Below are 23158 nucleotides of genomic sequence, written 5' to 3'. Positions count from 1 at the left end.
CAGCGGGAGCGTAGCAGGACGGAGCAGGAGCGTTCGAGGTCGGGAGCAACGAGGTGACGTTCGCCATGACCTCCAGCGTGAGGCCCGAAAGGGGAGGGGGCCTGTGCCGCTCGTCATGGTCCCTGGTCGATTTCCAGCATGACTTTCGGCACAGGCGCGCGTGCGTGGCGCTACGATGGCGCGCGCATGGACCGGCCGCCGCCCACCCGGATGTTGCTCTTCGTCGCGGGGACGCTGGCTTGGGCCGCCATCGCGCAGCCGTTTTTGCTGCCGCTCCTCCGGGATCCGGCGCGTATCACGGACGGGGCCGCGCTCGCGGGCCTCGCGGCGCACGCGGCGTACCTCGGCGCGTTCGTCACGAGCGCCTCGAGGCTCGAGAGGCTCGGGCCGAGGACCCGGATCGTGCTGCTCGCGGCGCAATCGGTGGCCGCGCTCGTGCTCGTGCACCTCCGGGACCTGTGGCTCGAAGCGGGGCTCCTGGCGATCGTGGCGGCGCAAGCGTCGTTGCTCCTGCCGCGCGTCGCCGCGCTCGGCTGGGTCGCCGCGCAGACCGCGGCGATCTTCCCTTTTTACGTGGGGCGCGCGGACGTGGCCCAGGCGGCGTTCTGGACGGCGGGCGTGCTCGGCTTTCAGCTCTTCGCCACCACGATCGGGACGCTGGCGCGGCACGAGGCGGCCGCGCGCGCCGAGCTCTCGCGGGCGGCGGCCGAGCTCCACGCCGCGCAGGTGATGCTCGCCGAGAGCGCGCGCACGGCCGAGCGGCTGCACATCGCGCGCGAATTGCACGACGCCGTCGGCCATCACCTCACGGCGATGAGCATCCACCTCGAGCTCGCGCGCCGCACTTCGCCCGGGGAAGAGGCCCTCGCGCGGGCGCACGAGCTCGCGAAGAGCACGCTCTCCGAGGTGCGCGGCGTCGTGCGCGCGATGCGCGAGGAGCGCGCGCTCGACCTGCCCCGCGCGATCGAGGCGCTCGCCGCGGGTTTGCCGCGCCCGCGGGTGCACGTCGATATCGCCGAGGACCTCCGGATCGACGACGACGCCCTCGCCCACGCGCTCTTTCGTGGCGTGCAGGAGGCGATCACGAATGCGGCGCGCCACGGAGGCGCGGAGAACGTCTGGGTCCGCGTCGCCGAGGGGCCGGAGGGGCTCGTGCTCGAGGCGCGCGATGACGGGCAGGGCGCGGAGGGCGTCGAGGAAGGCAGCGGGCTCTCGGGGCTGCGCGAGCGGGCCCTTGCGCTCGGTGGGGCCTTGACCGTGAGGCCCGGTCCGGGCAAAGGGTTCGAATTACGCGTGGTCGTTCCGCCGCGCTCGCTCCCCCGAGGTGCGCCGTGATTCACGTCTTGCTCGCGGACGATCAGACGCTCGTGCGGCAGGGGATCAAGAGCCTGCTCGCGCTCACGCCCGACATCCGGGTCGCCGCCGAGGCGAGCGACGGCGAGGAGGCGCTCGCGATCGTCGCGACGACCGCGCTCGACGTGCTCCTGCTCGACGTGCGAATGCCTCGAAAAACCGGGCTCGACGTGCTCACGGCGCTGCGGGGAAACAACAAGGCGCCTCCCGCCATCTTGCTCACGACGTTCGACGACGACGCCGTCGCTGCGGCGGGGATCCGGCTCGGGGCGCGGGGGTTTCTGTTGAAGGACATCGGCCTCGAGCAGCTCGCCGAGGCGATCCGCGCCGTGCACGCGGGCGGCACGCTCTGGAACCCGGCGATCACCGAGAAGGTCCTCCGCGGGCTCGACCGCTTGAAGCTCGACGTCCCGGTGATCGAGCCCATGGCCGCGCTCACGGCGCGCGAGGTCGAGGTCTTGCGCCTCATGGCCTCGGGGGCGAGCAACCGCGAGATCGCCGAGATGCTCGGGACGGCCGAGGGCACCGTGAAGAACCACGCGTCGAGCATCTTCTCGAAGCTCGGGGTGCGGGATCGGACGAAGGCCGTGCTGCGGGCGATCGAGCTCGGATGTATCTAGCGACGGCTCAAGGCTTCGACACGTACGCGACCATGAAGCACATCTCCTGGTTCGTGCCCTCGCCCCAGGCGACGTCGAGCGGCGGGAAGGACGTCTGCCCTTTGGCCGTCGTCGAGTTGTCCCAGGTGCATTCGGTGACGAACCGCTGACCCGGCTGCCACACGACCGGCTCGTCGAACATGTAGAGCGCCTGGTGGTGGAAATCGAAATGGCCCCGCGCGACGCACGTGTTCGCGCCCGCGTCGTCCTCGATCCACGCGTCGTAGGAGCGGCCGAGGAGGTGCATGTGCGGCAGGAGGCCGTAAATCGTCATCGGCTCGCCCTCGTTCGTGACCGCGCTCCGCTCGACGTGCTGCGAGGCGCCCGCGGGGATCGTGAATGGCACCGGGCCGAAGACGTCCATGAAGACCTCCGCGGCGGGCGCCTCCGTCGAGAGGCGCATGTGATACGCCGACCGATCGAGCGCGCCGGGCTTCGACGCGTAATAATGCATCTGCATCACGATCTGCTCGCCCGGATCGAGCCGGATCGCCGCGCCCTTCGGCAGCTCCATCACGGAGACGCCCGGCGCGAAGCCGTGCAGGAGCTGCCAGTCGAGCTCCAGGATCGGGTTCCGGCACGGAAAGCCCTTCGTGCCCGGCGGGACGCCGTAGCCCGCGCCCGCGTCGTGCCCCGCGTCGCGGTAGAGCGCGATGTGATGCACGACCGACGGGTCGCCGGGCACGGCCTCGATCGCCTTGATCCACGCGGTCGCGGCGAGCGGATTGTCGAGCACGACGCACCAGTATTCATTGCCGTCGTCGTCCGGCGCCACCTCGTGCGCCTCGGGCATCTCGAAGACGAGGTCCGGATCCTCGATATGCGCGGCGCCGTGCTGCGGCGGCGCCGCTTCGCCCGGATCGCCGAGCGGCGCGCCGGCCGCGGCCCACGCGCGGAAACGCGCGCGCTCCTCCGGGGAGAGGTACATCTTCTCCGCGCCTGCATACGGCCGGCACGAAGGGTCGAGCGCGGGAGGCGGCATCTCGCCCGACGCGACCCGCGCGGCCATCGTGGGCGCGAGCGCCTGCGCCGTCGCGGCGTCCCGCAGGTCCACCCTGCCCACGCCGACCCCGTCGTGGCACGCGGCGCACGATCGTTCGACCAGCGGCTGGATGTCCCGGTACCACGTCGGCCCGGGCTCCGGCTCCGCGCCACACGCGGCCGCCCCGGCGGCCCCGCAAACTGCAAAAATCAACCCAAACGCCCTTCGTTTCCAGGCATTTTCATCACGCATGACACACCTCTCCACGCCTGCGCGTGTTCGGTCCGGCGCAGGTTCAAACGGTTGTTTCAAACAGTTGTTTGAGGAGCCGATTCGTTCAGCGAAGAGCAGGATTCCGACGTCGGCGCCCACGAGGAGGGCTGCGGGGGCTCGACGGCTTCGCGGGATCTGGGCTAGAGGTCGGTCTGCGATGGAGAGCGAGCAGGGCGGCGCGCGCGAGCGGATCATGGAGGCCGCGATCGAGGTCGTCGCGCGCGAAGGGATCGAGTCCCTCACGGTGCGCGCGATCGCCCAGCGAGCGGGCGTGAACGTCGCCGCGATCAACTATTACTTCGGGAGCAAGGAGCGGCTCGTCGAGGCGGTGCTCGCGCGTACGCTGGAGAATGGGCTCGGCGGGCAGCTCCGCGAGCTCGACGCATGCATCGAGGCCGAGCGCGGGGACGTGCGCGTCGCGCTCGAGCGCTTCGTGCGGGAGCTCTTGCCGGACGCCGTGCGGTATCCGCGTCTCAGCGCAGCTCACCTGCACGACGCCATCATGCGTCAGGACTACTCGGGTCAGGCCGTGAAGGCGTACCGCGATTTCCTCGAAGGTTTTTTCCGGCGCGTGCGCCTCGCCTTGCCGAGAGGCACGGAGGAGGAGCAGCGCCTCTCCGTCGCTGCATTCTGGTCCGCCCTTCATCTGGTTTGCCTCGCGCCACGCCTCTGCGAGGGATTCGTTCCCCGCGGCCTCCACGAGCGCGCGGGGGCCGAGCCGTTCGCGCGCCTGCTCGTCCAGCAGCTCCTCGGCGAGCGCCCCGAGCCACGGCGGCGCCCCGGGCGCCACAGGCGGGAAAAAGTCCCAGGCTGAAGGAGCGGCCGCGCCGTGTGGTCGCGTGAAGCTTCCCAACCGCTGCCCAGATCTGCATACTCGCGCCGATGGCCGACGAGAGCGACCTCGGGAAAGGGCGGACCGTCTCGCGCCGCGTGCTCCTGGCCGGCGGCGCGCTCGCGGCGCTCGAGGCCGCCGGATGTAACGTTTTACCGGCCGAGGTGCCGAGAGCGCCCGCGGTCCGGCGGCGGATCCGGGACCTCGGGATCGCCATCGGGGCGCTGCCGCCCGGCCGTCACAATGCGATCACCGACGTGCCCGGCGTGCGCGTGGGCCACCTGACGCGTATCGAGGGCGAAGGCCCGCTCGTGCCCGGTCGCGGCCCGATCCGCACCGGCGTGACCGTGATCATGCCCGGCGACGATGTTTGGCGCGACAATCTGCCCGCGGCGCGCTTCACGTTGAACGGCAATGGTGAGCTCACGGGCGTCACCACGCTGGACCGGCGCGGCCTCCTGGAGACGCCGATCTTCCTGACCGACACCTCGAACATCGGCCGGGTGATGGACGGCGCGCTCGCTTGGATGCTGGAGACGTACCCCGAGATCGGCGACACCGCGCCCGTCCCCACGCCGATCGTGGGCGAGACCTGGGCCGCGTTCCTGCACGACGCCGAGGGCCGGCACCTCACGGACGCGCACGTGCGCGAGGCCATCCTGTCGGCGCGCGGCGGCCCGGTCGAGGAGGGGGCCGTGGGCGGCGGCACGGGAATGCTCTGTTACGAATTCAAGGGCGGCATCGGGACCGCGTCGAGGCGGCTGCCCGCTTCGATGGGGAGCTACACGCTCGGCGTCCTGGTGCAGGCGAACCACGGCAGGAGGCATCAGCTCCGGATCGACGGCGTGCCGGTGGGTCGAGAGATCACGGAGGGAATGCCCTTCGAGGGCAGGAAGACGAAATCGATCTTGATCATCGGCGCCACCGACGCGCCGATGACGCCGGTGCAGCTCGGGAGGCTGGCGAAGCGGATGGCGCTCGGCCTGGGGCGGACGGGCGCGGTCTCGATGCACGGGTCGGGGGATCTTTTGCTCTTCTTTTCGACAGGCGTCCGCGTGCGGCGCGGCGCCGCCCTGACCGCGGCGCCCGTCTGGAACGACGAGCACATCAGCGTGGCGCACGAGGCCGCGGTCGAGGCGACGGAGGAGGCCGTGCTCAATGCCATGGCGATGGCCCGGACGACGACCGGCATCCACGGAAATACGGCCTACGCGCTGCCGCTCGACAGGTTGCCCGACATCATGCGCAAGTACGGCCGTCCGATCCCGACACGTTAGGAGCCGCATAGAACCATGCCGTCCGATCGCGAGCTTCGCCATTCGATCATCGACGTCCCCGGCGTGGAGGTCGGGCACCTGACCGTGGCCGAGGGCGACGTACAGACGGGCGTGACCGTGATCTTCCCGTGTCCGCCGTCCGTGCGTCATCGGAAGTTTTCCCTCGGCGTGTACGTCGCCGGCGCGGGGCTCGCCTTCACGGGCGTGCAGGTGGCGGAGGATTTCGGCACGTTCGCGTCGCCGATCGTGCTCTGCAATGCGACGAGCGTGGGCGCGGCCTACGACGCGCTGATCACGCGGGGGCACAGGCGGGACCCGGAGCTGCCGGTCGACGATGGCTGGCCGCCCGTCGTGGTGGGGATCGACGACGGGTATTTGAACGATTTGCGGCGGCGCCGGGTGAAGCACGACGACGTGCTCGCCGCGTGCGAGGCGGCGCGCGGCGACGTGCCGGCCTCGGGGAGCGTGGGCATTGGCCGGGGGCTCGTGGCCCTCGGGTACAAGGGCGGCGTGGGGGACGCCTCGGCCGCTGCGCGCGTCGGGGAAAACCCGTTTGTCGTGGGCGTGCTGCTCGTGGCGAACGGCGGCGCGCCGCGCGGGGGGGCCGTGCGCGCGGCCTCGCCTGGATTCGCGGCGATCGTCGCGACGGACGCGCCGCTTTTCCCCGAGGAGCTCCGGTGGCTGGGTGAGGCCGCGATGCGTGGGGTCGACGCGGCCGCGACGATCGGCGGCGAAGAGGGGCGGCTCGCGCTCGTCTTTTCGGTGGCGAATACGATCGACGGGTCCCTCACGGCGCCGCCGGGGCGGCTTTATGAGGCGCAGCGGCTCGGGGTGGCCGGGCTCGGCCCGCTCTGCGACGCGGCGGCCCGCGCGGCGCGGGGGGCGCTGGGAAAGGCGCTCGGGGGAGCGGCGGCGGTGACGGGGCGGAAGGGGCGTACGGCGGCGAAGGCGCCGGCCGAGGTCATCACTTCCCTCGGGGAGCTCTAGACGGTATCGACGCGGCTCTCTCCGTGCGCTACAAGGGACGCGTGCGAATCTTCTTCTCGACACTTCTTTTCACCATGATCTCGACGTTCACAGTCCTCGCCGCGGCGGACGTGCCGGGGCCGCGCAACGAATGCGACGTCGAGGGGCTCGGCTGTCAGTCGTGCTGGGGGCACTATGGCGATAGCCCGAGCGACAAGGAGCAGTTCGAGCTTTGCGCAGCACCTCTCCGCGAGAAAGGGCTCGTGGAGGCTTGCCGCCACAGGCAGGGCGCCGGCGATTCGGTCTTTTTTTGCCCGGCGGGCGTGAAGCCGGAGACGCGCGTGGTCGGCGGTGGCTGCGGCGCTTGTGCTTCGGCGGGGGCCGCGGGGGGCGCGGGGATGGTCGTTTTCCTCGCCGGTATGGGAATCGCGTGGGCGCGGCGTCGTCGGACGTCGGCGCCGCGACGGTCGAGCTGATGCGCGGCGAGGTTCGGCGTGAACGGCCGCCATCCTGCCCGTTCCGGAAGGAGAAACCCGTGATATGCTCGGCGTATGAGCAAGGACGATCGTCGTCGGGACGAGGGAGGTGAGCTCGCGGCCGCAGCGCTCTCCCTGGAGCAGGAGCTGCGGCGCTTCGAAGAGCTCGCCGCGGGGGTCGGGCGGGCGCCGCTGAACTCGCAGAAGGGCATCGAGCAAGCGGCGCGGGCCACGAGCGACGCGGCGGCCTCGCAGTCGCGTTTCGCCCAGCATTTGAAGGCGCTCGTCGACGCCGTGAACGCCGCGCGTGACCGGCAGGCGGCGGCGGCGGCGACGATCAACGCGCGGGTGGGGGAGATCGACGCGCGCGCCGCGAAGTTCATGGAGCTTCGCGAGCGCTTCGCGCAGCTCGGCACGCAGGCGGCCGAGGTCAACGTGATCATGCAGCGGGCCGCGGCGGTCAAGCGCGAGCCCGGCGACGGCTCCGATCGTACGGAGCTCCGCGCGTCGATCGCGCAGGCGCTCGAGGGGCTCGGCGCGGTCGTCGAGGGCGCGCAGCAGCTCGTGCACGACGCGCGCGAGGCCGAAGCGCAGGACCTCTCGCGCGAGGCGGAGGCGCTGCGGCAGCAGGTCCTCTCTGCGCGGAACAAGCTCGGGCTCTTGCAGAAGCACCTCGAGAACGAGGGCCCGCCGCCGAATTGATGCCCCGCGCATCTGCTCGTTCCCATCCTGGCGACTTTCTGCGATAAGGTCTCCCCGGACGAACGAGGGACAAGCGCATGGCGGAGACGAAAAAGGCGTCGGAGGGCGGTATCGTCGGCCTCCTGGGGATCCTCATTGGCGGGGGCTGCGTGCTCGTCGCCCTGGTCGGCGTGCTCAACACCGCGCTCGACCTGAAGCTCGCGCTCTCGGTGTATGGCACGAGCACGCCCCTGCCGAGCAGCTACGAGGAGTGCGCCGGCGTCGCTGCGGCGGGCGTGCTCCTGATCGGGCTCACGGCCTTCGGCGGGCTCGTGCGCCGCAAGTTCACCGAGGCCAAAGGCAAGCCGCTGCTTCGGGTCGGCATCCTCCTCGGCGCGCTCGCCTTGCTCGTCGTCGTCGGCCGCGGGCTCCAGATCGTCGCGCTGAAGAGCACGTACGGGAGCATGCTCGCTTATTATGCGACCGACGGCGATCTCGAAGACGTCAAGGCCGAGCTGGCCAAGGGCCCGGACCGCTCGGCGCTCGACCGGGCCGTCGGCCGCGCCGCGCAATACGACAATGCTCCCGCGTTGGCCCTCCTCCTGGAAGCGGGCGCCGACATGCGCGACTCGACCCGCCCCGAGGCGCATCGCCGCTGCCCGCTCCTCGGCCGGAGCTACGAGTTCGTCAAGACGGCGCTCGACCGCGGGATCAAGCCCGACGCCTGCCCGAGAGGCGAGGCCGCGGTCTGGGAGGCCGTGCGTCACGGGAAAAACGACGAGGAGGTGGCCAAGACCGTCTCGCTCCTGATCGGCGCGGGCTGGTCCGCGTCGGCCGTCTCGGCGTCGGACCGCCGGTCGGCGAAGGACATCGCCGCCCAGAAGAAATGGCAGAAGACGCTGGCGGCGCTGGATGGCGGAGCGAAATGAGGGTTTGTCCGAGGCGTCGTCGTCGACGTGTACACCCTGGAATAACGCGCTTGCCTCGCGCGTTCGTCGCGGACCATGATACGTTTGTCGCTTTTTTCTGTCGCCGCCGTCCTCCTCTGCGCGTGTGCCGCCCCGCCTCGCGCGCTCGACGTGACGCGCCTCGAACGGGACATCGCCGCGGCCGAAGCGCGCTCGGGGGGTCGCCTCGGCGTCGCGGTGGTCGAGCCGACCTCGGGGGAGCGGTGGGTGCACCACGCGGGCCAGCGTTTTCCTCTGCAGAGCACCTTCAAGGCGCCGCTCGCCGCGGCGGTGCTCGCGCGCGTGGACGCGGGCGCGCTCTCGCTCGATACGAAGATCGAGGTGCGTCGCGACGATTTGAGCGTCTGCTGGAGCCCGCTCGCGGAGAGCTTCCAGGGCGAGGCACAATCGTTTTCGGTGCTCGACCTGATCACGGAGTCGGTCACCACGAGCGACAATACGGCGGCCGACGTGCTCATGCACCAGCTCGGCGGCCCCGAGAGCGTCAATGTTTTGCTCTCGAAATCGGCCGTCGTGGGGATACGCGTCGATCGGTACGAGCGTGATTTGCAGCTCCAGTTCCATGGGCTCGCCGCCTACGAGCCGGCCATGTCCACCTGCGAGGGGATGGACGCCGCGGTCGCTCGGGTGCCCAAGGACGAGCAGCTCCGCGCCTACGAGGCCTACCTGCGTGATCCCCGCGATACGACGACGCCCGAAGCCGCGGCGGATTTCCTGTTGAAGCTCGATCGCGGCGAGATGCTCGGGCCCACGTCGACGCGTGTCCTGCTCGATATCATGTACGCGACCAAGACCGGCGCGCAGAGGCTACGCGCGGGGCTCCCGCCGGGCGCGCGTTTGGCGCACAAAACCGGGACGTCCGCGGATACCGAGGGCCGCAATGGCGCGACGAACGACATCGGCATCGCCACGCTGCCGGACGGGCGAAAGCTCGTGATCGTGGCGCTCTTGACGGACTCGAATGCGCCTCAGGAGACCCGCGAGGCGGCCCTGGCCGACGTCGCGCGCGCCGCCGTGGGGGCCCTCGCGAGCACGCCTCCTGGCGGGACTTGACGGCGCGGATCGCTGGTTTTCCGGGCTCCCCGCAGCGCTGACGACGCTTCGAGGTTGCCCTTCGCCGACACCCTCGTCTAGACTCGGCGAGTTTTTCAGCCGAGCCTGCAATGGATCCATCCCCGGACAAACCCGGCCCCGGCGCCACACGGACGCCCCTTCCGACGCCACGCGCGCAGGGGATCCTCTCCGCGCTCTTCGTCGAGGCCTCGCCGATCGACCTGCGCCTCGTGGGCCGCACCTTGTTCCACGCGGCGCTGGTCGGGGTCGGGGCGGGCGTCGTCTCCGTGGTGTTTTTTGCGGCGATCGAGCTCCTGGATCGGTTCTTCCTCGCGGGCCTCGCCGGCTACCGCGCGCTGCGCGCCGCAGGCGAGGCGTTCTTCGGCGAGCACGCCGCGGGCACCTTCCGTCCCTGGGTCCTCTTCATGTTGCCCGGCCTCGGCGGCCTCGCGAGCGGGCTCGTCACCCGCCTCGCGCCCGAATGCCGCGGAGGCGGCGGCGACGCGATGATCGAGGCATTTCATCGCCACGGCGGCGTGCTCCGGCGGCGCGTCATCTGGGTGAAGGCGCTCGCCTCGGCGCTCACGCTGGGGACGGGCGGCGCGGGCGGGCGCGAGGGGCCCACGATGCAGATCGGCGCGGCGTTCGGGTCGTTCGTGGCCGGGACGCTGAACGTCTCGGCCCGCGAGCGGCGTATCCTCATGATCTCGGGCGTCGCGGCCGGCATGAGCGCGATCTTCCGGACCCCGCTCGGCGCCGCGTTGCTCGCCACCGAGGTCCTCTACCGCGACGACGTGGAGAACGACGCGCTCGTCCCCGCGCTGCTCGCGAGCGTCCTTTCGTATTCGGTCTTCATCTCGGTCTTCGGCGAGGCCACGCTGTTCGCGCATTCGCCGCGGTATCCGTTCGTCCCGGCGCACCTGCCGCTTTATGCGCTCCTCGCCATCTTCATCGCGCTCTCGGCCATCGTATTCCTCAAGACGATGGACTTCGTGAAGCGCGCCTCTGCGCGCCTGCCCGTCCCCGACTGGGCGCGCCCGGGCGTTGGCGGGCTCGCGCTCGGGCTCGTGGCGGTGCCATTGCTGCTTTTCCTCGGCGCGTGGCACGTCGTGCCGGCGGGGCAGGGGATCGGCGTGCTCGGGGGCGGTTATGGCGCCGCGCAGGTGGCCATCACGGGCGCGTCGTGGTTGCCCGAGGGCTGGCACGGCGTGGAGCTGCTCGTGGTGCTCGCGGTGCTCAAGATCGTCGCCGCGTCGCTCACCATCGGCACGGGCGGCAGCGCCGGCGATTTCGCCCCGTCGCTGGCGATCGGCGGGCTCGTCGGGGGCGCGTTCGGCCGCATCGCGGAGCTCTCGATCGGCGATCCGCGCATCGACCCCGGCGCCTTCGCGCTCGTCGGGATGGGCACGTTTTACGGGGGCGTCGCGCACGTGCCGATCGGCTCGCTCGTCATGGTTTGCGAGCTCGCGGGCAGCTATGACCTGCTCGTGCCGCTCATGCTGGCCGAGGGCATTGCGTTCGTGGCGCTTCGCGATCGCTCGCTTTATTCGGCCCAGGTCCCCACGCAGCGTGATTCTCCGGCGCATCCGCCGGGCGTGCTCGACGTGCTCCGCTCCCTCAAGGTCGCCGACGTGATGGTCGCCGGCAGGCCCTTCGTCCATTTTGCCCTCGCGACGCCCGTGCACGAGGTCCTCCGCCTCGCGGCCGACACGGGCTGGCAGGACGTGTTCCCCGTGCTCGACGCGCACGGCAAGATGGCCGGGGTCATCACGAGTGACGTCGTGCGTTTGCTGGCCACGGAGCGCGAGCTCGAGGGATTGACCGTCGCCGCCGACGCCATGCAGCCGCCCGTGACGTTGCGGCCGGACGATGATTTGAGGAAGGCGACCGAGGTGCTGCTCGCGCAGGGCGTGCGGGAGGTGCCCGTCGTCGACGATTCGGGCAGGATCGTGGGTTTCCTCGACGAATCCGAGGTGAGCCGCGCTTACCTCGACTCGACGCCGCGCGAAGAGCGGGCGGCTTGATCTTCTCTGGATGAAGGCGCGCGGAGGAGCCTGGGGCCTCCTCGCTCCGCTCCTCGATCGTTGCCCGAGCGTGGCGGGCTCGGGCTCTCTCGGGCGCGGCGTTCACGCGGGAAACGGCACCGGTCTCGCATGTGCGAGGTGGGGAGCCTGCTGCGAGGGTCGCGGCAGGCATTCAACCGGAAGGAGACGATCATGACTCGGGTACTCCGGCCCTTGTTCGCCGCGCTCGCGCTCGGGCTCTTCGCGGCGCCGGCCCTGGCGGACCACCACGAGGGGCATTCGCTCGAGGATCAATACGAAGACGCCGACAAGTCCGATATCCCGTTCGCGAACCTGCCCACCGCGGCGCAAACGACCCTCCGGACGTGGGCCAGCGGGGGCCAGATCAAGAAGGTCGAGCAGATCTCGCTGAAGGGCGGCCAGGTCCACTACAAGGCGGAGATCGAGAAAGCCGACGGCCAGAAGCTCGAGGTCGCCGTGACCGCGGACGGCAAGCTCGTCGCCAAGGGCGAGGACATCGACTGATCGGGGCCGAGGCGCCGCGCTCGAGCGAGCTCGCGGGACACGCGCGCTCGCTCGAACGTGGCCGGAGTTGACTCGAACGACCTTATGAGTCATCTTGGTCGGGATGGCAGGCCGACGTATCCAGAAGCCCCGCGACCCTGCGCGTCGCCAGCGCATCCTCGAAGCGGCGCGGCGGCACTTCACCCAGCACGGCTTCAAGGGGACGAACCTCGACGCGGTCGCGGCCGAGGCGGGCTGCGCGAAGGGCGCGCTGTACCTCGAGTTCGCCGACAAGGAGTCGCTCCTGCGTGAGGTCGTCGAGCAGGCGTTCGCGGCGATCGGCGCTCGTTACGTCGAGGAGGTGATGACGATCGAGTCGCCACTCGAGCGGATCGTCGGCACCCTGCGCTTCGCGTATCGCCAGCTCCTCGCCGATCCGATGTTCGGCAAGCTGCTCCGCGAGGACCCGGATCTGCGCGCGCTCGGGCTCGCCTCGGACGCGAAAAAGATCGAGCAGGGCCGGGCGCAGGTCGCCATGATCCGCGGCTGGGTCGACGAGGGGATCACGCGCGGCGAGATCCGCGCCGACGTCGATCGCGACGCGGTCCCGATCGTCCTCGGGGTGCTGCGCTTCGCCCCGCAACACCTCGGCCTCGTCGCCGAGCTCGGCCTCTTTTCACCCGAGCGCGCGCTCGACGCGATCGTCGACGTCTTCCGCGCGGGCCTCTCCGCGAAGAGGGACCCCGAGGAGCCGGAGAGCTCCCGACGCACGAAACCGAGGAGATCCAAGCGATGACCAAGACGCATGCAATCGAGCTTTCCGGCCTGACGAAGCGATTCGGAGGGGTGACGGCCGTCGACGACGTCACGTTTTTCGTCGAGCCCGGCGAGGTCTTCGGGTTCATGGGGCACAACGGCGCGGGGAAAACCACGACGCTGCGCATGCTCCTCGGGCTCACGCCCCTCACGTCCGGCTCGGCGCGCGTGCTCGGCCGGGAGGTCGGGCAGGAGACGCTCGAGGTTCGCCGCACAGCGGGGTATTTGCCGGCGCATTACACCCTCCCGCCCGACATGACGGCGCGGCAATTCTTGCAATACGTCGGCGCCATGTTCGCGCTCCCGCGGGACGTGATCACGGAGCGCGCGGAGGCGCTGCTCCGACGTTTCGACCTCGTGCGTGACGCGGATCGAGCGCTGCGCGGCTTCTCCACCGGCATGGCGCAGAAGGTGGGGCTCGCCCAGGCGCTCATCAACGAGCCACGCGTGCTCTTGCTCGACGAGCCGACCTCGGGCCTCGATCCGCTCGGCCGCCACGAGCTGCTCGAGCTGCTCCGCGAGCTCGCCCGCGATCGGGGCGTCACCGTCCTCTTTTCGTCGCACATCCTCTCCGACGTCGAGGCGCTTTGCCGGCACGTGGCCGTCCTGCATCGGGCCAGGCTCGTCGCGTTCGGCGACGTCGAAGAGCTCAAGGATCGGCACGGCGCTCGCACGATGGACGACCTCTACCTCGCGCTCGTGCGCAAGGAGGCCGCGTGATCCGGCTCCAGTGGCTCGACTATCTCGCGACCTTGCGCGAGCGCAAGACGTGGCTCTGCGGCGCCATGCTCCTCTACGCGGTGCTCGCCATTCCGGCGATGCTCGCGCGCCCGCCCGCGCACGTGCAGGACGCGATCGCCATGTGGTTCGGCGACGACAGGCCGTTCGTGATCTTCATGTTCGTGTGGATCGACCTCGCGATGAACAAGGCGATCGCGTTCCTCCCGGTCGTGCTCGCGAGCGGCGTCGTGCTGCGCGAGCGCGACGTCGGCGTGCTCTCGATCCTCGCGGCCAAACCCCTCTCGATGCCGCGTTACTTCGCGTTACGCGCGATCAGCGCGTGTGGCGTCATGGCCACGCTCCACGTGGGCACGCAGCTCCTCGGCCTGCTCTACTTCCCCTCGCGCGTGCCGGGCTTCCGACCCGGGACGTTCCTCGCCGCGATGACGCTGCACCTCTTCGGCGCGGTCTTCGCGACCGGGCTCTCGGCCGCGATCGCCGCCTGGGTGAAGCACCGCGGCGCGTCCGCTTTGATCGGGCTCACGGTGCTCGGCCTGCTCGTCGGGATGTCGCTCGTCGGCTTCTACCAGCCGGCGTGGCGGCCCGCGTTGCTCGTGAACCCCATCGCGCTCGGCGCGCTCTCGCTCGGGAGCCTCGACCACCTCGGCCCGGCCGAGCTCGCGCCGCCGATGTTCGCCCTCGCGCTCCTCTCGATCGCCGCGATCGGCGTCGGCGCCGCCGGCGTGCGCCGCATGGAGGCTTGATCATGACCACGTCGGCTTCGCTCCGCGATTATTACGTGCTCGAGGCGCGCCACATGCCGCGCCGCGCTCCGATGGCGGCTGCGATCGTCGGCGCCGCCGCGGTCCTTGGGACCCACGCGCTCCTCGTGCGTCTGCCCGAGCGCGTGATCCGCTTCCTGGAGCAGGCGTTCGACATCCGGGGCATGGCGGCGGTCCTGCTCGTCAACGACCTGCTCGCCTCGTATTTCGCTGCGTTTTTCGTGGGGCTCGCGGGCCTGCTCGGCGCCCTCGTCGCGGCCCGGGAAGAGGGTCGGCTCGAGCTCTTGCTCGCCAAGCCGATCCCGGCCCACGTGGTCCTCGCCGCGCGCGTCGTTCCCATCCTCGGCGCTGCGGCTGCGAGCGGCGCGGCCGTCTCCATCGTGACGGCGATCGCGCTCGTGCCGCACCTCGTGCCGGGCGACATGATCAGCTTCGCAGGCGCGCTCGGCGCGGGGCTCTTTCTCACCGCGTACGCGCTGCTCCTGCTCGCGCTGCTCTTGCCGCTGCTCGTGCGCATGCGCGACACCTTCCATGCGTTGCTCGTCGGGGCCGTCGTGTGGCTCGTGCCCGTGCTGCCGAGCGCCGTCTTGATCTATCGCCCCGACGTCTACGAGAACCACACGACGTTGCGATCCACGATCGCCATGCCCACCCTCCTCTGGCACGACGCCACCTCCGCGTGGCTTGGCCCTCTCTCGCTCGTGGTCGTGATCCCGCTCTGCGTGCTCTTCGTGCGGCTCGCCGGTCGCGTGCTCGAGCGGTCCGACACGCGCTGACGTCTCCTCGCGGAATGCGGGTCCCCGTCGCTTGACGTGCGCCGGTCCATGCTGTCCGATGCGCGCCGAAAACGTCCCCGCCGGCTGCGGCCTCGTCGAGCCGCGGTGTACACGCGGGGCCAGCATTCACCTGGTGGGAGACATGCAATCTCGATCCGTTCCACGCACGCGCGCCGCCCATCGGCGGATCCTCGGCGCGGCGATCGGCTGGGTTTGTCACAGCCTGATCCTCGCCGCGCTCGCAGGGTGTAGTTCTGAAAAGCCAAACCCGGGCCCGCAGGAAAATGCAGGCGCTCCGGCGCAGGCCGCGGCCGTGACAAACCCTGCCGCGTCCCCCGATCTCGCCGCCGTCATGCGCCGGACGCACTTCGGCTATCGCGCCGAGGGCTCCGAGTTCTCGGCCGGGCACGTGACGTACGCGGTCAAGGCGAGCCCCGAGGCGCTCATGGTGTGGCCGAGCGAGGGCGACCTCGCGGTCACGCCCGAGGAGAGCACCACGGCGCCGTTCGTCGCGTCGCTGGAGAGCATCACGCGCGGCGGGACGTCGATCGTGGAGACGCGCGGCGGCACGGCCGCGGTGCGCGCCGACGCGAGCCTCGGCATCCAGCGCGGCGCCGTCGTCGAGCACCTCGAGAACGACGAGGAGGGCGTCGAGCAGAGCTTCGAATTCGCCGATCGCCCGGCGGGCGTGGGTGATCTCGAGCTGAAGATCGCGGTGACGGGTGAAGAGTTCCTCGGCGAGACCGAGGGCGGCTTGCACTTCGCCGATCCCGCGACGGGCGTCGGCGTGCGTTACGGCGTGGCCACGTGGATCGACGCGAACGGCGTGCGGACGCACGTGGAGTCGGACTTCGTGGACGGGCGCATCGTGCTGCGCGTGCCGTCTTCCGTGCTCGACGCGAGCGCGTATCCGGCGGTGCTCGATCCCGTGATCGGCCCCGAGACCGCGATCGACACGCCCGTGCACGCCGCGACGACCAGGGAGCAGTACGAGACGGTCGTCTCGTACGCGGGCGGCAACTTCCTCGTCGTCTGGTCGGACACTCGGTACCAGGGCTCCGAGGCCGTGTACGGCGCGCGCGTGTCGTCGGCCGGCACCGTGCTCGATACGTCGGGCATCCCGATCGCGGTCGCGAAGGGCTACCAGTATTCGCCGGCCGTGGCGAACAACGGGACGGACTGGATGGTCACGTGGCTCGACACGCGCAACGGCGTGAGTGACGTCTACGCCGCGCGCGTCACCGCGGCAGGCGTCGTGCAGGATCCGAACGGGATCGCCGTTGCCACCGGCGGCAGCAAGAGCGCTCCTTCGATCGCGTTCGACGGCACGAACTACTTCATCGTGCACGGGTCGAACAACGTGGTGCGCGGGTCGTTCGTCGGGATGAACGGTACGGTCAACCCGACGACCGTGACCATCACCTCGTCGACGTACAATCCGGTCGACACGGCGGTCGCCTTCAACGGTACGCACTACCTCGTCGCGACGAACGTCTGGACGGGCGCGTCGTATTATCGCGTCGTCGGGCGACGCGTGTCTCCCGCCGGCACCGTGATCGACGCGAGCGACATCTACGCATGCAACAACAGCTCGGTTTGTCCCAACGGGCCGATCGGGTTGGCGTCGGACGGGGTGAACTGGCTGCTCGCCTGGGACAACCACTCCAACGCGAACACCGTCTACGGCCAGCGCATCTCGTCGACCGGCAGCGTCATGGATGGGAGCAGCGGCTTCACCATCGGGTCGGGCGCGAATGCGTTCGCTCCCACGAACGTCGCCGTCGTCTTCGCGGGCAACGGCTACGGCGTGTTCTGGGACGACCAGATCCAGGTCTATGGCGCACGCGTGAGCTCGGGCGCGGCGGTGCTCGTGACGGCGACCGTCGTGACGAACGAGATGGGCATGCGCCTGTACCCCGGGGCGGCGCACGACGGGACGAACTTCTACGTGGCCTTCAGCGACCTGCGCAACGAGGTGACGGGGACCTCGTCCGACATCTACGGGCTGCGCGTGTCGAACGCGATCGTCAAGGTCGACGCCACGAGCACGCTGCTCTCCCGCGCTTCGAACGACGAGCGTCACCCGCGCGTCGCATACAACGGGACGAACTGGCTCGTGGTCTGGGAGGACCTGCGCCCGGGCCTCACGAGCGACATCTGGGGCGCGCGCCTCTCCAGCGCGGGAACGGTGCTCGATCCGGGCGGGATCGCGATCTCGCAGGCGACGGACGTGCAGCTCGTCCCGTCCGTCGCGGCGAACGGCGCCGACTGGCTCGTGGTCTGGCAAGACCGGCGGAACGGCTCCGGCAACGACGACATCTTCGCGTCGCGTGTCTCCAGCACGGGCGCCGTGCTCGACGCCGGCGGCGTCGCCGTGAACACGGCGAGCGGCAACCAGATGAACCCTGTCGTCGCGGCCGACGGGACGAACTGGCTCGTCACGTGGCGCGACGCCAGCAGCGTCGAGATCTGGGGCGCGCGTGTCGCGCCCGCGTCGACCGTGCTCGATCCCGCGGGCATCAAGATCTCGACCGGCGGCGGCTCGTTCCCCGCCCTCGCGTACAACGGGACGAACTACCTCGTCGCCTGGACCAAGCCGACGAACTCGAGCGACATCTTCGCCTCGCGCGTCGCGCCCGACGGCTCGGTCCTCGACGCGGGCGCGCTCGCGATCCCGGTCTCGGCCGTCGTGGGTTCGACCGAGACGAGCGCCACGGTCGCGTCGAACGGGACGGACTGGTTTGTCGCATGGAACGGCTCCAACGACGTGCGCGGCGCCCGCGTCAACGCCGCGGGGACGGTGCTCGACGTCGTGGGTATCACCGTGAGCAACGCGCTGAACACCCAGGGCTACCCCTCCGCGGCCTGGGACGGCACGCAGTACTGGGTCGCCTGGCAGGACGACCGCGTGACCTCGAGTTATCAGGACATCTACGCCGCGCGTATCACGAGCACCGGCACGAACAAGGATCCGGGCGGGCTCGTCGTGTCGAACGACGTGCTGCAGCGCGAGCTCCGGCCGCAGCTCGCGGCGGGCAAGCCGCAGGAGGTCCTCGCCACGTACTACCGGTTCGATCCGCAGCAGCCCTACGGCGCGGATCGGGCGCGCGCGCGTCTCCTCTCGGACGTCTCGCCGGGCGCGAACGGCACGGCCTGCTCGATCGCCGCGCAATGCGTGAGCGGGTTCTGCGCGGACGGCGTCTGCTGCGACGCGGGCTGCACGAGCACCTGCCAGGCCTGCACCGCCGCGAAGAAGGGCGCGGGCGCGGACGGCGTCTGCGGGCCGATCGCGGTCGACACCGATCCCGACAACGAGTGCACCGATCAGGGCGCGAGCTCGTGCGGGACGAACGGGAGCTGCAACGGCATGGCCGCGTGCAAGCTCTATGCTGCGGGCACGAGCTGCGGATCGACGTGTAATGGCGGATCGCTCCAGCCCGAGGCCTGCGACGGCGCGGGGACGTGCGCGGCGAACGGCACGCCGACGAGCTGCGCGCCGTACACCTGCAGCAATGACATGTGCAAGAGCTCGTGCACGACGGGCGCGGATTGCGCGGCCGGTTTCTCGTGCGTGGGCGGCGCGTGCGTGGGCCTGCTCGGCAACGGCGCACAATGCATGACGAGCGCCGATTGCCAGTCGGGCAACTGCGTCGACGGCGTCTGCTGCAACACGGCCTGCACGGGCTCGTGCCAGGCGTGCTCGGCGGGCAAGAAGGGCGAGGGCGCGGACGGGACGTGCGGGCCCATCGTGGTCGGCGCGGATCCGGACAACGAGTGCTCGGCGGAGGCGGCCTCGACCTGCGGCAGGACGGGGCAATGTAATGGCGCCGGCGCCTGCCAGCTCCACGGGGCGGGCACGTCTTGCGGCAGCCCGCTCTGCGATGGGACGGTGCTGAAGGGCCAGATCTGCGACGGCGTGGGCACGTGCATCCCGTCCACGATGGGGCAAGAGTGTGCGCCGTACGCGTGCTCGAGCGGCGCTTGCGAGGGCGCGTGCGCGACGAGCGCCGATTGCGCTTCGGGGTTTGCCTGCGTGATGGGCGCGTGTGTCCCGCCGCTCGGTAATGGCGGGGCGTGCTCGACGAACGCCCAGTGCGCGTCGGGCTTCTGCGTCGACGGCGTGTGTTGCAACACGACGTGCGGCGGGCTTTGCCAGGCGTGCACCGTGGCCAAGAAGGGCAATGGCTCGGACGGCGTGTGTGGGCCCATCGCGCTCGGCGTCGATCCGGACAACGAGTGCATGACGCAGGCCGCGACGAGCTGCGGGCAGACGGGCGCTTGTAATGGCACGGGCGCCTGCCAGCTCCACCCGCAGGGCACCTCCTGCGGCGTGAGCACCTGCCAGGGCAGCGTGGTGACGGGCCAGATCTGCAATGGCTCGGGGCAGTGCGTGAACGACGCGATGGGGCAGGACTGCGCGCCGTACGTCTGCTCGGCGGGGACGTGCAAGAACCCCTGCACGAACAGCAACGAGTGCTTGCCGGGCAACGTCTGCAATGCGGGCGCTTGTCAGCCGGCGGGCTCGCCGGGCGCGCCCTGCGCGAACGCGTCGGAGTGCAGCTCGGGCTTCTGCGTGGACGGCGTCTGCTGCGACGCGGCCTGCAATGGCGGCTGCGAGGCCTGCTCCACGGCGAAGAAGGGCCAGGGCGCCGACGGGGCGTGCGGGCCGATCAAGAACGGGACGGACCCGGATAACGAGTGCGCGGCCCAGGTGCCCTCGACCTGCGGCCAGAACGGCCAGTGCAACGGCGATGGCGCGTGCGCGCTCCACGCCTCGGGCACGCAATGCGCCCCGGGCGCGTGCGCGGGGACCACGCAAACGAACCCGTCGCAGTGCGACGGCGGCGGCACGTGTGTCGCCGGCACGGAGACGAGCTGCGTGCCCGGGTACGCTTGCGACGGGACGAAGTGCGCGACGAGCTGCACGAGCGACAGCCAATGCGCCCCGGACCACGAGTGTGATCCGGTCATGGAGTGGTGCATTCCCTCCATGGGCGCGGGTGGCGCTGGCGGCGCTGGCGGCGCTGGCGGCGCTGGCGGCGCTGGCGGCGCTGGCGGCGCTGGCGGCGATGGTGGTGCCGGTGGCAATGGCGGCAATGGTGGTGCCGGTGGCGCTGGCGGCGCTGGCGGCGCAGGCGGCATGGGCGGCATGGGCGGCAGGGATGGCGCCGGCGGCGGCGGGCAAACGACGGACAGCAGCGGCTGCGGCTGCCGGACGGCGCCTGCGTCCTCCACGGCCTCCGGCGTTGGCGCTCTGCTCGTCGTGGCGGCGTTTGGCCTGCGCCGGCGTCGTCGCTCGGCCTGAGCCCCTCCCTCTCTCCTCCCTCCTGGCCGCGCCCTGACGGGCGCGGCGTCCCGCCTCGCTTCGGGTACACTCCGCCCAGATGCCGGCGCCCACGCACCTCCTCGTCGCGAACCCGATGGCCCAGAGCGGGCGTAATGCGGCGCGAATCGATCGCGCATTACGCTTGCTTCGCGCGGCGGGGCTCGGGGCGCGCCTCTTGCCGACCGAGCCCGGCGGGAAAACCGTGCAGGCGGTGCGAGACGCGCTCGCGGAGGAGCCGTATCGATGCGTCATTGCCATGGGCGGAGACGGGACGTTTCGCGAGGTCGCGGAGGGGCTGCTCGAGAGCCCGCGGAGGGACGCGGTGACGCTCGGCATGCTCCCCGCGGGGACCGCGAACAACCACGGCCTGAGCTTCGGGCTGAGGGCCGGTGAGGGCGCGCTCGATCGTAATGTCCGCGTGCTCGTCATCGGCCGGGAGACAAGGCTCGACGCGGGAAACCTCGAGGCGCAGGACGGCGCCGGCAGGACGGTCGCGCGCGCGACCTTCTTCGACTCCGTGGGTTATGGCATCGGCGCGGCGGTGATCGCGGCGCGCAACGTGGACCGCCATCGGGCCCGGCGCCTCGGGGCCGCGGCGCTGTACCGCGACGAGCTCGTTTATGGTGGCGCCTTGCTCCGTACCCTCCTCTCTGCTCCGCGCACGGACGTCGATTGCGTGGCCGAGGTCGCCGCCGACGAATGTCGATACGAGGCGCGGCTCACGGAGCTCTTGATTCGAGGGACACCCGTGTACGCAGGCGGTTGGGTGGTGGACCCGACCGCGCGCCACGACGACGGCCTGTTCGAGGTGATCCCCTTTCCCACGCGGCGCGATTGGCTCCTGCGCGCCACGCTCGGCCTCTCGCTCGGGCCCCTCGCGCGCGCCCGGCTCGTCGCCCCCGATGCGCCCCCGGGGACGCGGCGGTCCGCGCGGATCGATATCCATTTCCGCGTCGCGGAAGGCGACGCTCCCCCGCCTTGTCAGCTCGACGGCGAGGAGTTCCCTCGCCACGAGCGGGCTTCGATCGAGGTCCTCCCTCGCGTGCTCAGGCTGATCGTCCCCGCTGCTGCCAGGGGAACCGACCGCTGAGCTCGACCTCCAGCGTCCAGACGAGGTGACGAACGAGCCGGCCCGTCGCGACCACGATGCCCAGGGCGATGACCGCGACGCCGAACGCGTCGATGAGCGTGCCCGTCCCGCGGATCACGACGTCGAGGTCCATGACCCGTCCCTTCAGCTTCAGCAGGAACCGTGCCGCTCGTTTTGCCGAGCCGTTTGAGGACAAACCATTTGACGAAGCCGAGTGATGGCGGAACGATCTCGTGGCGATGGGCGAGAGAGGCGAGCAGACGCGACGTTCCTTCCTCGCGGCGGCGGCGGCGCTCCCGCTCTCTGCGCTGATCCACGGTTGTCGGGGCGCGCCCTCCTCGGACGCCGAAGGGGCCCTGGATCTCCCCGAGGTCTCCGCGCCGCCGCCGCCCGTCCCGGGCGCCGCGCGGCACGCGGGCGCGCGGCTCGTGTATTATGCGGAGTCGGTCGGTATCGGCGCCGCCATCGATCGTGTCCTCGCGCGGCGGTTCGCCCTGGACACGGGCGCCGTCGTGGACGTCGTCCTGCGCCCGCGTGACGCCACCGAGACCTACGCGGGCTACCAGCGCCTCTTCCAGGCACGCTCCGCCGATGTGGATATCCTCTCGCTCGACGTCGTATGGCCTGGCATTTTCGCGCCGCATTTGCTCGACCTCGGAGAGGCCCTCGGGGGCCTCGCGGCGACGCACCTCGAGGCCGCCATCCGGAACGACACCGTGGAGGGGCGGCTCGTGGCTATGCCTTATTTCACCGATTTCGGCATGCTCTACCATCGCACCGATCTGCTCCAGAAGTACGGATTCGTGGCGGCCCCGGCGACGTGGGACGAGCTCGAATCGATGGCGCGGAGGATCCAGGAGGGGGAGCGCGCGCGCAGCCGCTCGTTCGCCGGCTTCGTCTGGCAGGGCAAGGCGTACGAGGGGCTCACCTGCAATGCGCTCGAGTGGATCCATTCGCACGGAGGAGGCACCATCCTGGAGGGCCGCGAGCCCACGGTCGAGAACCCCCGGGCCGCGCGGGCCCTCGCGCGTTTCCACAGGTTCGTCGGGACGATTTCGCCGATCGGCGTGACGGGATACGAGGAAGAGGACGCGCGCAACGTGTTTCAGGGAGGCAATGCGGCCTTCATGCGCAACTGGCCATACGCGTACGCGGCGGGGAACATGAAGGGCTCCTCGATCGAGGGGCGCTTCGACGTCGCGCCGCTCCCGCGCGAGCCCGGCCACGAGAGCAGCGCGACCCTGGGCGGATGGACCCTCGGCGTATCGAGGTATTCACGCTTTCCCGACGCGGCGATCGATTTCGTGGGCTACCTCTGCTCGCCCGAGGTGCAGCGCTTCCGGGCGCTCGTCGGCGGATACATCCCCACGATCCCCGCGGTGCAGAGGGATCCGGACGTCGCCCGGGTCCTGCCTTTCCTCGAGCGCGTCCGGGGGTCGACGCTGATCGCGCGGCCCTCGAGCCAGGCGGGGGCGAGGTACAACGAGGTGTCCATCGCCTTTTATCAAGGCGTGAGCAAGGCGCTTTACGGGACGGACCCCGAGGAGGCGCTCTCGCAGATCGCGCGGCGCATCCGGCGCTCGTTACGCTGAGGGGCGCG

Annotated in this window: 20 protein-coding genes; 18 read left to right on the top strand and 2 right to left on the bottom strand. The window is 70.7% G+C overall.

The window, feature by feature from the left end; translation table 11 throughout:
- Positions 1 to 186: 186 nt before the first annotated feature.
- Positions 187 to 1335, top strand: a complete 1149-nt coding sequence (locus GF068_RS18050; RefSeq protein ID WP_170319549.1) for a sensor histidine kinase — start codon at positions 187 to 189, stop codon at positions 1333 to 1335.
- Positions 1332 to 1973 carry a response regulator gene (locus tag GF068_RS18045; RefSeq protein WP_338046444.1) on the top strand — a complete coding sequence of 214 codons (642 nt, stop codon included), beginning with the start codon at positions 1332 to 1334 and terminating at the stop codon, positions 1971 to 1973. Before GF068_RS18050 ends, GF068_RS18045 begins: the two co-directional genes overlap by 4 nt.
- Before the next feature lie 7 nt (positions 1974 to 1980).
- Here GF068_RS18045 and GF068_RS18040 read toward each other — a convergent pair whose 3' ends face one another.
- A complete protein-coding gene (locus GF068_RS18040) occupies positions 1981 to 3246 on the bottom strand; it encodes a monooxygenase (protein WP_153820652.1) in 1266 nt (421 codons plus the stop codon).
- A gap of 178 nt (positions 3247 to 3424) precedes the next feature.
- On the opposite strand from GF068_RS18040, the gene GF068_RS18035 reads away from it, so the two are divergent.
- The 15 genes from GF068_RS18035 to GF068_RS17965 all read left to right on the top strand — a co-directional run bounded on the left by GF068_RS18035 (position 3425) and on the right by GF068_RS17965 (position 21558).
- Entirely contained in the window at positions 3425 to 4081 is a 657-nt protein-coding gene (locus tag GF068_RS18035) for a TetR/AcrR family transcriptional regulator (protein WP_170319548.1), read from the top strand.
- A gap of 68 nt (positions 4082 to 4149) precedes the next feature.
- Positions 4150 to 5376, top strand: a complete 1227-nt coding sequence (locus GF068_RS18030) for a DmpA family aminopeptidase (RefSeq protein ID WP_153820650.1) — start codon at positions 4150 to 4152, stop codon at positions 5374 to 5376.
- 15 nt (positions 5377 to 5391) lie between these two features.
- Positions 5392 to 6363 carry a P1 family peptidase gene (locus GF068_RS18025; RefSeq protein ID WP_153820649.1) on the top strand — a complete coding sequence of 324 codons (972 nt, stop codon included), beginning with the start codon at positions 5392 to 5394 and terminating at the stop codon, positions 6361 to 6363.
- Between the two features lie 41 nt (positions 6364 to 6404).
- On the top strand, positions 6405 to 6818 hold the full coding sequence (locus GF068_RS18020) for an MYXO-CTERM sorting domain-containing protein (RefSeq protein ID WP_153820648.1): 414 nt from the start codon (positions 6405 to 6407) through the stop codon (positions 6816 to 6818).
- Between the two features lie 75 nt (positions 6819 to 6893).
- Positions 6894 to 7520, top strand: a complete 627-nt coding sequence (locus GF068_RS18015) for a hypothetical protein (RefSeq protein WP_153820647.1) — start codon at positions 6894 to 6896, stop codon at positions 7518 to 7520.
- A gap of 77 nt (positions 7521 to 7597) precedes the next feature.
- Positions 7598 to 8428, top strand: a complete 831-nt coding sequence (locus GF068_RS18010) for a hypothetical protein (RefSeq protein ID WP_153820646.1) — start codon at positions 7598 to 7600, stop codon at positions 8426 to 8428.
- An 84-nt stretch (positions 8429 to 8512) separates the two neighbouring features.
- Positions 8513 to 9520, top strand: coding sequence for a class A beta-lactamase (gene bla, locus GF068_RS18005; protein ID WP_170319547.1), 1008 nt, complete (start codon positions 8513 to 8515; stop codon positions 9518 to 9520).
- A gap of 110 nt (positions 9521 to 9630) precedes the next feature.
- Complete coding sequence (locus GF068_RS18000) at positions 9631 to 11544, top strand: chloride channel protein (RefSeq protein WP_153820644.1); 1914 nt, start codon at positions 9631 to 9633, stop codon at positions 11542 to 11544.
- A 192-nt stretch (positions 11545 to 11736) separates the two neighbouring features.
- Positions 11737 to 12069: a hypothetical protein gene (locus GF068_RS17995; protein ID WP_153820643.1), complete on the top strand. Its 333-nt coding sequence runs from the start codon at positions 11737 to 11739 to the stop codon at positions 12067 to 12069.
- A 103-nt stretch (positions 12070 to 12172) separates the two neighbouring features.
- Entirely contained in the window at positions 12173 to 12844 is a 672-nt protein-coding gene (locus GF068_RS17990) for a TetR/AcrR family transcriptional regulator (RefSeq protein WP_153820642.1), read from the top strand.
- Positions 12841 to 13584: an ABC transporter ATP-binding protein gene (locus tag GF068_RS17985; protein ID WP_153820641.1), complete on the top strand. Its 744-nt coding sequence runs from the start codon at positions 12841 to 12843 to the stop codon at positions 13582 to 13584. The genes GF068_RS17990 and GF068_RS17985 overlap by 4 nt, the downstream gene beginning before the upstream one ends.
- The gene (locus tag GF068_RS17980) at positions 13581 to 14348 is read left to right on the top strand and encodes a hypothetical protein (protein ID WP_153820640.1); all 768 of its coding nucleotides are present in this window, start codon (positions 13581 to 13583) and stop codon (positions 14346 to 14348) included. Before GF068_RS17985 ends, GF068_RS17980 begins: the two co-directional genes overlap by 4 nt.
- Before the next feature lie 2 nt (positions 14349 to 14350).
- Complete coding sequence (locus GF068_RS17975) at positions 14351 to 15142, top strand: hypothetical protein (RefSeq protein ID WP_153820639.1); 792 nt, start codon at positions 14351 to 14353, stop codon at positions 15140 to 15142.
- Between the two features lie 142 nt (positions 15143 to 15284).
- Positions 15285 to 20447 carry an MYXO-CTERM sorting domain-containing protein gene (locus GF068_RS17970; RefSeq protein ID WP_153820638.1) on the top strand — a complete coding sequence of 1721 codons (5163 nt, stop codon included), beginning with the start codon at positions 15285 to 15287 and terminating at the stop codon, positions 20445 to 20447.
- A 79-nt stretch (positions 20448 to 20526) separates the two neighbouring features.
- On the top strand, positions 20527 to 21558 hold the full coding sequence (locus GF068_RS17965) for a diacylglycerol/lipid kinase family protein (protein WP_153820637.1): 1032 nt from the start codon (positions 20527 to 20529) through the stop codon (positions 21556 to 21558).
- On the opposite strand, the gene GF068_RS17960 is transcribed toward GF068_RS17965, so the two are convergent.
- Positions 21515 to 21691, bottom strand: coding sequence for a hypothetical protein (locus tag GF068_RS17960; protein WP_153820636.1), 177 nt, complete (start codon positions 21689 to 21691; stop codon positions 21515 to 21517). The genes GF068_RS17965 and GF068_RS17960 overlap by 44 nt on opposite strands.
- 106 nt (positions 21692 to 21797) lie before the next feature.
- On the opposite strand from GF068_RS17960, the gene GF068_RS17955 reads away from it, so the two are divergent.
- Complete coding sequence (locus GF068_RS17955) at positions 21798 to 23150, top strand: ABC transporter substrate-binding protein (RefSeq protein WP_153820635.1); 1353 nt, start codon at positions 21798 to 21800, stop codon at positions 23148 to 23150.
- The last annotated feature ends 8 nt before the right edge of the window (positions 23151 to 23158 follow it).

The sequence above is a fragment of the Polyangium spumosum genome, from assembly GCF_009649845.1.
GTDB classification, from domain to species: domain Bacteria; phylum Myxococcota_A; class Polyangia; order Polyangiales; family Polyangiaceae; genus Polyangium; species Polyangium spumosum.
The sequence above is the reverse complement of the archived record's forward strand: the minus strand, read 5'-3'. Positions and strand labels throughout refer to the sequence as shown.